Below are 13,280 nucleotides of genomic sequence, written 5' to 3'. Positions count from 1 at the left end.
ACCGCGCCGAGGAGGAGGACCGGGGGACGAGGAACACGCATCATGAGGTACTACGCACGACGGATCACGTTCTACGTGATCACCCTCTGGGCAGCGGTCTCGCTGAACTTCCTCATCCCGAAGCTCATGCCGGGTGACCCCAAGCAGATCTTCATCGACAAGTTCCTGCGCAAGGGCGGCGAGCTGACGCCCCAGATGCAGAACAGCATCGACCTCCTCTTCGGCGCGGACGGCGACGCCTCCCTGTGGGACCAGTACGTGGACTACTGGGGGCGTCTGTTCCAGGGAGATCTCGGGATCTCCATCACGTACTACCCCCAGCCCGTCACCGAGCTCATCGGCCAGGCCCTTCCTTGGACGGTCGGGCTCGTGGGGCTCGCGACGATCATCTCGTTCGTCCTGGGCGTCGGGCTGGGGGCGTGGGCCGGCTGGAAGCGCGGCACGTGGGTGGACAGCATCATCCCCGCGTCGACGCTCCTCCAGGCGGTGCCCTACTTCTGGCTCGCCCTCATCCTCGTCTCGGTCTTCTCGGTCTCGACCGGGTGGTTCCCGCGGATCGGCAGCTACGACATCTTCGGGTTCGACAACGGACCCGAGTGGTCGTGGGCGTTCGTCGGCAGCGTGATCTACCACGGGTTCCTGCCCGCGCTGACGATCGTGCTGTCGTCGGTGGGCGGCTGGCTGCTCGGGATGCGCAACATGATGGTGTCCACGCTGTCCGAGGACTACGTCACGACGGCCGAGGCCAAGGGCCTGCGCCGGATGCGCGTCGCGATCACGTACGCGACCCGCAACGCCGCGCTCCCGTCGTTCGCCGGGTTCGGCGTCGCGCTCGGGTTCGTCGTGGCCGGGTCGGTCGTCATGGAGCAGGTCTTCAGCTACCCGGGTCTGGGCAAGCTCCTGTTCAACGCGGTCCAGGCGAGCGACTTCGCGCTCATGCAGGGCACGTTCCTCGTGATCACGCTCGCCGTGCTCGCGGCGAACTTCCTCATGGACATCATCTACGGATTCATCGACCCGAGGGCGCGCGCCAATGTCTGACAACTCCCGCGACACGGAGATCGTGACCCCCGCCGCCGACGCGGCCCCCGCTGCCACGGTCGTGGTCGACGGGCTCGCTCCGGCGACGACCACCGAGGGGATCGTCCCCGACGTCCTTGACGTCCCCGCGGCGCTCGACCAGGACGCACCTGCCGCGCCCGCCCGCCGTGGCCTGCGCGCGATGCTCCCGCGCCGGTCCGGCAAGCTCACCGCGGGGATCGTCCTCGTGGTCGGCATCCTGCTGTTCACGTTCGTCGCGCCGTTCTTCACCCAGGACCCCCGCTCCACGGCGAACGCGCGGTTCCTGCCGCCGAGCGCCGAGCACCTGCTCGGCACCAACCACATCGGGAACGACATCTTCGCCCAGGTCGCCTACGGGGGGCAGGGCTCCCTGATGGTCGGTCTCATCGCCGGCGCGATCGCGCTCGTGCTGTCGATCGTGTTCGGCATCGTCGCGGGCTACCGGGGGCGGTTCACCGACGAGGCCCTCTCGCTCGTCACGAACATCATGCTCGTCATCCCGGGCCTGCCGCTGATCATCGTCATCTCGGCCTACCTCCAGACGCGGTCCCTGGTCATCGTCGCCGTGATCCTGGGCCTCACGGCCTGGCCCGGTGCGGCGATCGTGCTTCGCATGCAGGCCAAGTCGCTGCGTGCGCGCGACTACGTGTCCGCGGCGCGCGTGGCCGGTGAGAAGACGCCGCGGATCATCCTCGTGGAGATCTTCCCCAACCTCCTGCCGCTCCTCACGGCGCAGTTCCTCGGCGCGGTGCTCCTCGCGATCCTCGCCGAGGCGGGCCTGTCGTTCCTCGGGCTCGGCCCGTCGGGCTCGATCACGTGGGGCACGATCCTCAACCAGGCGAGCGCCAACAACGCGCTGAGCCTCGGCATGTGGTGGTGGTTCGTCCCGCCGGGCCTGCTCATCGCGCTCTTCGGCTGCGGGCTCGCGCTCATCAACTTCAGCCTGGACGAGATCATCAACCCCCGGCTGCGCCTGGGCCCGGCCGCGGTCAAGAGCGTGCGCAAGGCCCGCAAGGCCGGCCTCGCCGTGGACGCGGACCCGGACGGCGCGGGGTCGGGCGCCGACGGCAACGACCCCGACGGCACGGACACCGACGCCGACGACGCGAAGGAGACGGTGGGCGCATGACCGCCACGACCACGGCCACCGGGCCGCTGACCAGCGAGGGCCACGCCGCGTACCTCGCCGGCAAGGAGCCGGTGCTCACCGCGCGGCACGTCTCGATCGACTACGAGGTCGAGCCGGTCGTCCACGCCGTCAAGGACGTGTCCCTCACGCTGCACCGTGGCGAGATCCTCGGCCTCGCGGGCGAGTCGGGCTGCGGCAAGACGACGCTCGCGTACGGGATCAACCGCCTCCTCAAGCCCCCCGCGCTCCTGACGTCCGGGACGGTGACGTTCCACGACCAGGACGGCGACGACGTCGACGTCGTCGCGCTCTCCGGTGACGCCCTGCGCGCGTTCCGGTGGGACAAGGTCTCCATGGTGTTCCAGGGCGCGATGAACTCGCTCAACCCGGTCATCAGCGTGCGCGACCAGCTCGGGGACGTCCTCAAGACCCACCGGCCGGGGATGTCGCGCAAGGACCGGGCGACCCGGTCCGCGGAGCTCCTCGAGCTCGTGGGCGTCGACCCGCTGCGCCTCGACAGCTACGCGCACGAGCTGTCGGGCGGCATGCGGCAGCGCGTCATGATCGCGATGGCGCTCGCGCTCAACCCGCAGGTCATGATCATGGACGAGCCGACGACGGCGCTCGACGTCGTCGTCCAGCGCGGGATCCTGCGCGAGATCATGCGGCTGCGCGAGCAGCTCGGGTTCGCCGTCGTGTTCATCACGCACGACCTCCCGCTCCTGCTGGAGATCAGCGACCGCATCGCCGTGATGCTCCGCGGCGAGATCGTCGAGATCGACACGGCGGAGTCGATCGTCGAGGGCGCCCAGCACCCGTACACGCGCCGTCTGCTCGGCTCGTTCCCGAGCCTCACCGGCGACCGCGGCTCGTTCGTCCGCACGGGCGAGGGCACCGGCGAGAGCCAGGAAGGACCGCACGCATGAGCACCCTCGAGGTCCGCAACCTGGTCAAGGACTTCTCGATCCGCAAGGGGCTGCGCCGTACGCGGCTGCGCGCGGTGAACGACGTGTCGTTCACCCTGGAGCCCGGCAAGACGATCGCGGTCGTCGGCGAGTCCGGCTCGGGCAAGTCGACGGTGGCTCGCATGATCGCCCAGCTCGAGACGCCGACGTCGGGCGAGATCCTGCTGGACGGCAAGCCGTCCGCGACCCGTGGCCGCGGCCTGGACGCCTACCGGCACGACGTGCAGATGGTGTTCCAGGACCCGTTCGCGTCGCTCAACCCGTTCCACACGGTGGCCCACCACCTGGAGCGACCGCTGCGCCTGCACAAGGTCGCCCGCGGGCGCCAGGCGATCGACGCGCGGGTCCACGAGCTCCTGGAGCGCGTGAACCTCACCCCGGCACCCGTGTTCGCGGCCAAGCAGCCGCACGAGATGTCGGGCGGGCAGCGCCAGCGCGTCGCGATCGCCCGCGCGCTCGCGCCGGGTGCGCGCTTTCTCGTGGCGGACGAGCCGGTGTCGATGCTCGACGTGTCGATCCGGCTCGGGGTGCTCAACCTGCTGGCCCGGCTCCAGCGGGAGGAGAACCTCGGGGTCCTCTACATCACGCACGACCTCGCGACCGCGCGGCACTTCAGCGACGAGATCCTCGTGATGTTCCGCGGGAACGTCGTCGAGCGCGGCCCGTCGGACCAGGTGATCCTCGACCCCCGGCACGACTACACGAAGCTGCTCCTCGGTGCGGCGCCGGAGCCGCAGAACCACGGGAAGCTGCGCGAGGAGGTGCGCCGCGAGCTCGCGGCGGCCGCGGCGGGGTCGGGCTCCGACGCCGACCGCGACCGGTTCGGCACGCGCGGCATGTGAGACCGGCGCACCCGCCGCTCGCTCGATCCGGGCGGCGGGTGCGCCTCCAGCCGTACGCGTCGGTGGTGGCGCGTACCCGCCGCGCGGGCCAGGTCTGTCGGACGCCCTGGCCCGCGCGCCCTCCTGCGCGCGCCGTCGTCCCTGATCCGGAGGTCATGGCGGCTGCGGAGCCGACCGGGCGGCAGACCGCCGGGCAGCGGGTGGGTAGGGTCGGGCTCGTGCCTGCCCGTCATCTGCGCCTCGCCCGCCCCGCCGAGTCCCCTGCGCCGAGGCCCACCGCGGACCCGGCCGCCACCGTGACCGGCGCGCTCGCGGCGCTGCGCCGCGAGATGGAGATCCCGGAGTCGTTCCCCGCCGCGGTGCTCGCCGAGGCGGAGGCCGTCGTCCGCGACGGTGCCGGCCTCGGCGACGGCCGCGTCGACCTGCGCGACGTCCCGTTCGTGACGATCGACCCGCCCGGGTCGATGGACCTCGACCAGGCGCTCCACCTCGAGCGGGCGGAGGACGACCCGTCCGGTCCTGCGGGTGCGGCGTTCGTCGTGCACTACGCCATCGCGGACGTCGGCGCGTTCGTCGCGCCGGGCGGGGCGATCGACGCCGAGGTGCACGAGCGTGGGACGACCCTCTACGCGCCCGACGGCCGCACGCCGCTCCACCCCGCCGTGCTCTCCGAGGGGGCGGCGAGCCTCCTGCCGGACGAGGAGCGCCCGGCGGCGGCGTGGCGCGTCGTGCTCGACGCGCGCGGCGAGATCCTCGACGCGACGGTCCGCCGCGCCGTCGTGCGCTCGACGCGGCGACTCACGTACGACGAGGCCCAGGCCGCGATCGACGCGGGCGGGTCGGAGGACGCGGGCGGGGCCGCGCTCCTGCTGCTCCGGGAGGTCGGCGAGCTGCGGCTCGCGCGCGAGCGCGAGCGTGGGGGAGTGTCCCTCGAGGTTCCCGAGCAGGAGATCGTCCCGCGCGACGACGGCACGTTCGGCCTCGCGTTCCGGTCGACCCTCCCGGCGGAGGGGTGGAACGCCCAGATCTCGCTGCTCACGGGGATCGCGGCGGCGCGCCTCATGCGGGCAGGCGGGGTCGGCGTCTTCCGGGCGCTGCCCGAGGCCGACCCGCGCGACCTCGCGCGCCTGCGCCGCACGGCCCGCGCGCTCGGCATCGACTGGCCGCGCGAGACGGCGTACGCGGACCTCGTGCCGACGCTCGACTCGCGCGTCCCGCGCCACGCGGCCTTCCTCAACGAGGCGACGTCGCTCTTCCGTGGCGCGTCGTACGAGGCGTTCGGGGGGACGGGGCAGGAGCCCGGCGCGCCCGACGACGCCGCCCACGCCGCGATCGGCGCCGAGTACGCGCACGTCACGGCGCCGTTGCGCCGGCTCGTGGACCGGTACGGCACCGAGGTCTGCCTCGCCCTGTGCGCGGGCGAGGACGTGCCGCGCTGGGTGCTCGACGCGCTGCCCGGCCTGCCCCGCACGATGGCGCGGACGGGCCAGCGCGCGGGGTCGTACGAGCGCGCGATCGTCGACGTCGTCGAGGCGGCGCTGCTCAGCGGGCGCGAGGGCGAGGAGTTCGACGGCGTCGTCGTCGACGTCGAGGACGACCGCGAGCGCGGCCGGCGCCTCGAGCGCGAGGGCGGCGACGCGTCGGGCGCGCGGCGCGGCCAGGTCGTCCTCACCGACCCCGCGGTCCGCGCGCCGGTCGAGAGCACCGAGGGCGCCGACCTCCCGCTCGGCGACCCCGTCCGCGCGACGCTGCGCGAGGCGTCGGTGGCGGAGCGCCGCGTCCGGTTCACCGTCGGCTGAGGGTGGGTGGGGCGACCTAGGCTGGTCCTCGTGCCTGCCCGACGACGTACCGACCCGGCCGCCGGCCGCCTCGCCCTGGCGGCGTGGCGCGCCGACCCCGCCGACCGCAAGGCCGTGACGACCGCGGTGCGGTTCACGCTCGAGGAGCTCGCGGACGTCGCGCCCGGGCACACCGTGGAGGTGCGCGTGCCGCCTGCGGGGGCGGTGCAGGCGGTCGAGGGTCCCCGGCACACGCGCGGGACGCCGCCCAACGTCGTGGAGACGGATCCGCAGACGTGGCTCGGCCTCGTGACCGGCGCGCTCGCGTGGGCCGACGCCGTCGCCGACGGCCGTGTCCGTGCCTCGGGAGAGCGGTCCGACATCTCGTGGCTCCTCCCGCTCCAGGCGGCCCGCGTCCGCTGAGGTCCTGCTCCGGGTGCGACGGCACGGACGGACGTGTTACCGGTGCGTAACGTTCTCGGCCCCAGGTCTGGCGGCGCGGCACGCGGGGGGCTAGCGTCCGATGATGATCGGCCGCCGTCCGTGCGGGCGCTCGTGGCACGACGACGTGCGGCGACGTTCTCGCGGCGGTGACGTGGCAGCAACCGCCCGTTCATCAAGGTGGGGTGCGATGTCCTGCGGAGGCAGGGCGTCGACCCCGTCCGAGGCTTGGACTCGGTCGATGGACGTGCGCGAACTGCTGCCCGGCCGTCCGCACGAGATGAAGGAGTCAGCGTGACCGACCACCAGCACCTGCGGCGACGGAGGGTGGTGGCGGGCACGTTGACCGTGGCCCTCGCCGCGCCGCTCTCCGTCGCGGCGGCCACCGCCGCGAGCGCGGCGCCCGACGGGTCGGGCCTCGTCATCAACGAGGCCTACCTGAGCGGCGGCAGTGCCAACGCCCCCTACACCCACAAGTTCGTCGAGCTGTACAACCCCACGCAGGCGGCGATCGACCTCTCCGGCATGTCGTTGCAGTACCGGTCCGCGACGGGCACGGGCGCCTTCACCGGCGTCACGCCGCTGACCGGCACGGTCGCCCCCGGGGGCTACTTCCTCGTGCAGGGCGGCTCCAACGGGTCTACCGGCGCGGCGCTGCCGACGCCGGATGCGACCGGGGGCCTCAACCCGTCGGGCACGACGGGCACCCTCGCGCTCGTGCGCTCCACGTCGGCGGTCACGCTGCCTGCGGGCAACGCCGCGGGCGCTGCGAACGTCGTGGACCTCGTCGGGTACGGGACGTCGAACACGTTCGAGACCGCCGTGAGCCCCGCGCCGTCGGCCAACAACGTGCCGGCGTCGATCAACCGCACCGGCTTCGCGGACACGGACGACAACAGCAAGGACTTCACGCTCTCCAGCACCGTCACCCCGCAGAACAGCGGCGACGACGGTGGAGGCCCGGGCCCCGAGCCGGGCGAGGTCGTCCCGATCGCCGAGATCCAGGGCACGGGCGCGGCGAGCCCGCTCGTCGGCCAGACCGTCACGACGCGCGGCGTCGTCACCGCGACCTACCCCTCCGGTGGCTACGACGGCTTCTACCTGCAGACCGAGGGCACGGGCGGCGACCTCGACGCCTCGCACACGGCGTCGGACGCGATCTTCGTCTACTCCAAGGCGGGCGCCGCGGCCGTGCAGGTCGGCGACCACGTCGAGGTCACGGGCGCGGTGTCCGAGTACTTCACGCTGACCCAGATCACGCCCGCCGCGGGCGGCTGGACGGTCCTCGACGAGGCGGCCGAGGCGGTCAAGCCCGCGAACGTCGCGTTCCCCGCGACCGACGCCGCGCGCGAGGTGCTCGAGGGCATGCTCGTGCAGCCCGCGGGCGACTACGTCGTCGCGGACAACTACGACACCAACTTCTACGGCTCGTTCCTGCTCGCCGCGGGCACGGACCCGTTCGTCCAGCCGACGTCGGCCGGGCGCCCGGGCAGCGCGGAGGCCACGGCCGCCGTCGCGGACCGCGCGGCGCGGGCCGTCGTGCTCGACGACGGGGCGACGACCAACTTCAACAACACGGCGAACAAGGGCATCCCGCTCCCGTACCTCACGGGCGGGGCGCCCGCGCGCGTCGGCGCGGGCGTGAGCTTCACGACGCCCGTCATCCTCGACTACCGGTTCGACGCGTGGACGTTCCAGCCGCTGACGCAGCTCACCGCCGGTGACGGCGGGAACGCCGCCACCGTGCAGCCGGCCACGTTCGCGGACACGCGCGAGGACGCCCCGGCCGAGGTCGGGGGCGACCTGTCGGTCGCGACGTTCAACGTGCTCAACTACTTCACGACGACCGGCGACCAGCTCACGGGCTGCACGTACTACACGGACCGCGCGGGCAACCCGATCACGGTCAACCGTGGCTGCGACGCCCGCGGCGCCGCGAACGCGGAGAACCTCGAGCGCCAGGAGACCAAGATCGTCGCCGCGATCGACGCGCTCGACGCCGACGTCGTCGCGCTCATGGAGATCGAGAACTCGACGCCGTTCGGCAAGGATCGCGACCAGGCGCTCTCCGACCTCGTCGACGCGCTCAACGACGCCGCAGGCGCCGACGAGTGGGCGTTCGTCCCGTCGCCGGCCGCGCTGCCGGACGAGGAGGACGTGATCCGGCTCGCGTACATCTACCAGGTGGACGCGGCCGAGCCGGTCGGGGACTCGCGGATCCTGCTCGACGACCCGGCGTTCGTCAACGCGCGCGAACCCCTCGCGCAGGTGTTCCAGCCGGCAGGCGGGGTCTCCGAGGGTGACGACGCGGCGAGCGACGACGTGCTCGTCGTCGCGAACCACCTCAAGTCGAAGGGATCCGGCACGCCCGTGCTGCCCGGCGACGAGGACTCGGGCGACGGTCAGGGCGCGTTCAACGCGTCGCGCGTCGCGCAGGCGACGGCGCTCGTCGGCTTCGCCGAGGACGTCGCGGCGGACGCGGGCACGGACAAGGTCCTGCTCGCGGGCGACTTCAACTCGTACTCCCAGGAGGACCCGCTCGAGGTCCTCAAGGACGCGGGCTACACGGACCTCGGCGAGACGACCGGCGAGCACACCTACCTGTTCGACGGGTACGTCGGGTCGCTCGACCACGTGTTCGCCTCGGCCGGCGCGGCCGGCGCCGTCACCGGCACGGACGTGTGGAACATCAACTCGGTCGAGCCCATCGCCAACGAGTACAGCCGGTACAACTACAACGCGTCGATCCTCTACGACACGACGCCGTTCCGGTCCTCCGACCACGACCCGGTGCTCGTCGGCCTTCAGCTCGGCGACACGGGTCCGGGCACCACGCAGCTCGACCTGCTGGCGATCAACGACTTCCACGGTCGCATCGACGCCAACACCGTGAAGTTCGCGGGCACGATCGAGCAGCTGCGCGCGGCGAACCCCGACGGGACCGCCTTCGTCTCCGCGGGCGACAACATCGGCGCGTCGCTGTTCGCGTCGGCGCTCCAGGAGGACCAGCCGACGATCGACGTGCTGAACGCGCTCGACCTCGCCGCGTCCGCCGTGGGCAACCACGAGTTCGACCAGGGCATGGACGACCTCACGGGCCGCGTCTCGGACGAGGCGGACTGGGCCTACCTGGGCGCGAACGTCTACGACAAGGGCACGACGAACCCGGCCCTGCCGGAGTACCAGGTGGTCGAGATCGACGGCCTCGACGTCGGCTTCGTGGGCGTCGTGACCGAGGAGACCCCGACGCTCGTCACGCCGTCGGGCATCGCGGACCTCGACTTCGGGGACCCGGTCGAGGCGCTCAACCGCGTCACCGCCCAGCTCCAGGACGGCGACCCGGCGAACGGCGAGGCCGACGTGGTCGTGGGCCTCGTCCACGAGGGCGCGTCGGCGGGCACGCCCGACGGCGCGACGCTCGAGGAGGAGGTCGCCGCAGGCGGCGCCTTCGCGGACATCGTCAACGAGACCGACGCGCGCGTCGCGGCGATCTTCACGGGCCACACCCACAAGCAGTACGCGTGGGACGCGCCCGTCCCGGGCGTCCCGGGCAAGACCCGCCCGATCGTCCAGACCGGCAACTACGGCGAGTTCATCGGGCACGTCTCGCTCACCGTGGACACCACGACCCACGAGGTCACGGCGTACACGGCGCAGAACGTCGCGCGCACGACGACGGACGACGCGACGCTCGTCGCGACGTACCCGCGGGTCGCGGCGGTCAAGACGATCGTCGACGCGGCGCTCAAGCAGGCCGAGATCATCGGTGCGCAGCCGATCGGCGAGGTGACAGCGGACATCACGACGGCTTTCGCGGGCGGCTCGTACACGGGTCCCGGCGGGACGTACGTGGGCCCCGGCCCGAACCCGACGTCCGGTCGTGACGACCGCGCCTCCGAGTCGACGCTCGGCAACCTCGTCGCCGACTCGCTCCTCGCGACGTTGTCCGACCCGGCGCGCGGCGGTGCGGACATCGGCGTCGTCAACCCGGGCGGGCTGCGCAACGAGCTCTTCCACAACGGCGACGGCGTCATCACCTACGCCGAGGCCAACGCAGTGCTGCCGTTCGTCAACAACCTGTGGACCGTGACCCTCACGGGCGAGCAGGTCGTCGAGATGCTCGAGCAGCAGTGGCAGACGGACGCGAACGGCAACCGCCCGTCGCGCCCGTACCTCGCCCTGGGGCTCTCGGACAACGTGTCGTGGACGGCGGAGACCGCGGACCCGAACGCGGCCCCGGGGAGCAACGTCTCGTCGGTGACGATCAACGGGGAGCCGATCGACCTCGCGGGCGAGTACCGCGTGGCGACGTTCTCCTTCCTCGCCACCGGCGGCGACAACTTCCGCGTGTTCACCGAGGGCACGGACCCGCGCGACTCCGGTCTGGTGGACCGGGACGCGTGGATCGCGTACCTGAAGGACAGCTCGCCGGTGTCGCCGTCGTTCGACCGCTCGCGCGTGGTGGTGGACGCGCTCCCCGGCACCGTGGCGGCGGGCTCCGACGTGAGCGTGGGGCTCTCGGGCCTCGACCTCACGTCGCTCGGGTCGCCGGCGAACACCTCGGTGGACGGCTACCTCGTCGCGGCGGACGTCACGTTCGACCCGGCGAACCCGGGCACCCCGGCGGGTACCGCCACGGTGACGGGCGGGGCAGCGACGCTGACGGCGACGGTCCCGGCCGACGCCGCGGCGGGCGACTACGACCTGTGGGTCGTGGCGTCGCCGAGCGGCACGACCGCCCGGATCCCGGTCACGGTCGAGGCTGCGACCCCGACGGTGGTGCTCGAGAACCTCGAGGCGTCTGCCCGCTGCATGGGCACGTTCGTCCACGTCGCAGTCCGTGCGACCAACGGTGAGGACGTCCCGGTCGAGGTCGTCGTCGAGACGCCGTACGGCTCCAAGCGGTTCCCGAACGTCCAGCCGGGCAAGAACGCGTACCAGTCGTTCAACACCCGGGCCAGGTCGGTCGAGGGCGGGACGGTGACCGTCACCGCCACGCTCGACGGCGTGACGCAGGAGTACGAGGTCCCGTTCGAGGGCCAGAGCTGCGGCTGACGCCTCGCTGACGCCGTGCGGCGCCGCCGACGAGGCGGCGACGCGTCCCGCGACCCGGGTCCCGTCCGACGGGCCCGGGTCGCGGTGCGTCTGGGTGCCGGGCGCTCGCGCCGCGGTCGTGCGCGGCGTCGGGGCCTCCCAGGAACCGCGGGTAGGGTCGTGGCCGTGAGCTCCGAGCAGTCCTCCGTGCCCGACGGCGCAGCCCCCGACCCGTCCGACGCGCCCGCCCAGCGGGTCGCCGGACGGGCGACCGACGCCGAGACCGCTGCACCTGAGACCGCCGCCGGGAGCGGGGAGGCCGCCCACGAGGTGGAGGTCGAGGACGTCCTCGACCCGGCGACGGTACGCCGGGCTCCGCGCTACGGGAGGTTCTTCGCGGTGGGGATCGTGCTCGGCGCGGTCCTCGGCCTCGGTATCGGTGGCGCCTGGCTGCAGTCGCCCGCCGCCGAGCCGGTCTTCAAGCCGGGCGTCTACTTCACGGTCATCCTCGTCACGTGCGCGGCCCTCGGTGCGGGCGTCGCGGGGCTGTGGGCGGTCATCGCGGACCGGCGGAGCCTGCGCGGACGCCGCTGACTCGCACGCCCGCGCAGCGCCTGCGCTTGGACGTCAGGCGGGCGCGTCGTCGCCCACGTGCCAGCGCTCGCGCGCCAGGGCGCGGTACCGCGCCGACCGGGTCACGCCGACCACCACGACGCACGGCGACGCGAGGGTCACGGCGACCAGGGCCGCCGCCGTGGCGCCGAACGGCAACCCGTCGACCAGGTGCGCGACGCCACCGCCCGCGAGGCCGGCCAGGGCGGAGGGCGCGAGCATCCCGGATCCGGCCAGGAGCACGAGGGCGACCGTCGTGGACGCCGACCAGGGGGACAGGACCTCCCGGACGACGTCGTCGGCGGGCGGCGCGGACGGCTCCGAGGAGCGCAGGCGCGCGAGCCCCGCCCGGCGCCGCCGTCCCTGTCGTGACACCGGGAGCAGGAGCCACACGGCGCCGAGGAGCAGTGCCGCCCCGACCAGCGCACCGCCCACGCCGACGAGGACGTCGATCGACGTCTCGCCCACCGGCCCGAAGTGCCGGTCCGGGCCGAACTTGCGCGGGTGTCGCATCCACAGGCCGATCAGGAACAGGACGAAGCCGACCATGCCGGCTCCGCCCAGGACGGCGGCCGCCCGGTCGTTCCGGAGCGCGACCCGCCCGTCGGGGCGCGCGGGGGCCGACGGCCCGAGCGCCGCGCGCCGCCGACGCTCGGCCTCCTCGGCGAGACGCACCTCGCTCGGCCCCCACGTCGTGCGCACGACGTCCTGCCAGGCCGACCAGCGCGCGCGCAGCCCGGGCAGGAGCAGCAGGCCGACCGCGGTGACCACCCCGACGACGGCGGAGACCGCGACGGTCGGCGTCCGCTCGGCGTCGTCACGGTCCATCGCGAACAGCCCGACCGCCCCGGCGAGGAGCGCGAGCACGAGGTACGTCCAGGTGAGCCCGGCGAGCGCTCCCGCCGGGCTCGACTCCGCCACGCGCTTGCGTACCGAGTGCGGCGGGACGTCGGTGCGAGGGCGGCCCTCGCCCAGCAGGGCGCGGGTGACCGCGAGCGTCGCGGCGGCGTGCACCGGCACGAAGACCGGCACGGCGACCGCGAGGGTCAGGATCCACCAGCCCAGCGTCGAGCGCAGGACCTCGTCGGCGTCGTACCGCGCGCCGGAGACGAGCTCACCGCCGACGAGCGCGAGCCCGAGGAGGACGAGGAAGCCCAGGACCGTGCCGACGAGGAACGCCCCGCCCGCCGCCACGAGACCGTCGAGCCGGGCCGGGCCCGCGGCGGCGCGGACCTCCACGAACCGGTAGGCCGCCCGCTCGCGGCGGTGCCGCGGTCGGTCGTCGCGGGCACGGTCGTCGCGGTCCCCGGGGGAGCGGTCGACGCGGGAGGGAGCCACGCGGGCAGGATAGCGAGCGGTCCTCCGGGGTCCGGGCGTCGTCGTCGGGCCGGCGCCGCCGGGGCGGCGCCGGGGTGGC

The 13,280-nt window shown here is 73.5% G+C and carries 9 protein-coding genes; 8 read left to right on the top strand and 1 reads right to left on the bottom strand.

All coding sequences use genetic code 11. The features are described 5' to 3' along the window. The first annotated feature begins 42 nt into the window (after positions 1-42). The 8 genes from AC6CH9_RS01825 (at position 43) to AC6CH9_RS01790 (ending at position 11,845) form a co-directional block, all read left to right on the top strand. On the top strand, positions 43-1,041 hold the full coding sequence (locus tag AC6CH9_RS01825; RefSeq protein ID WP_047231353.1) for an ABC transporter permease: 999 nt from the start codon (positions 43-45) through the stop codon (positions 1,039-1,041). Further along, a complete protein-coding gene (locus AC6CH9_RS01820) occupies positions 1,034-2,191 on the top strand; it encodes an ABC transporter permease (RefSeq protein WP_498153372.1) in 1,158 nt (385 codons plus the stop codon). Before AC6CH9_RS01825 ends, AC6CH9_RS01820 begins: the two co-directional genes overlap by 8 nt. Continuing rightward, positions 2,188-3,117: an ABC transporter ATP-binding protein gene (locus AC6CH9_RS01815; RefSeq protein ID WP_498153371.1), complete on the top strand. Its 930-nt coding sequence runs from the start codon at positions 2,188-2,190 to the stop codon at positions 3,115-3,117. The genes AC6CH9_RS01820 and AC6CH9_RS01815 overlap by 4 nt, the downstream gene beginning before the upstream one ends. Then, a complete protein-coding gene (locus tag AC6CH9_RS01810) occupies positions 3,114-3,998 on the top strand; it encodes an ABC transporter ATP-binding protein (RefSeq protein WP_498153370.1) in 885 nt (294 codons plus the stop codon). The genes AC6CH9_RS01815 and AC6CH9_RS01810 overlap by 4 nt, the downstream gene beginning before the upstream one ends. Positions 3,999-4,216: 218 nt before the next feature. Next, on the top strand, positions 4,217-5,797 hold the full coding sequence (locus tag AC6CH9_RS01805) for an RNB domain-containing ribonuclease (protein WP_498153369.1): 1,581 nt from the start codon (positions 4,217-4,219) through the stop codon (positions 5,795-5,797). A 30-nt stretch (positions 5,798-5,827) separates the two neighbouring features. Then, a complete protein-coding gene (locus tag AC6CH9_RS01800; RefSeq protein WP_498153368.1) occupies positions 5,828-6,199 on the top strand; it encodes a sterol carrier family protein in 372 nt (123 codons plus the stop codon). Between the two features lie 312 nt (positions 6,200-6,511). Next, positions 6,512-11,272, top strand: coding sequence for an ExeM/NucH family extracellular endonuclease (locus AC6CH9_RS01795; RefSeq protein WP_498153367.1), 4,761 nt, complete (start codon positions 6,512-6,514; stop codon positions 11,270-11,272). Positions 11,273-11,437: 165 nt separating this feature from the next. Beyond that, entirely contained in the window at positions 11,438-11,845 is a 408-nt protein-coding gene (locus AC6CH9_RS01790; RefSeq protein WP_498153366.1) for a hypothetical protein, read from the top strand. A 33-nt stretch (positions 11,846-11,878) separates the two neighbouring features. On the opposite strand, the gene AC6CH9_RS01785 is transcribed toward AC6CH9_RS01790, so the two are convergent. Further along, positions 11,879-13,201 carry a hypothetical protein gene (locus AC6CH9_RS01785; RefSeq protein ID WP_498153365.1) on the bottom strand — a complete coding sequence of 441 codons (1,323 nt, stop codon included), beginning with the start codon at positions 13,199-13,201 and terminating at the stop codon, positions 11,879-11,881. Positions 13,202-13,280 lie beyond the last annotated feature (79 nt).

The organism is Cellulosimicrobium sp. GQ32 (genome assembly GCF_059758455.1).
This window is presented reverse-complemented; position numbering and strand designations above follow the sequence as displayed.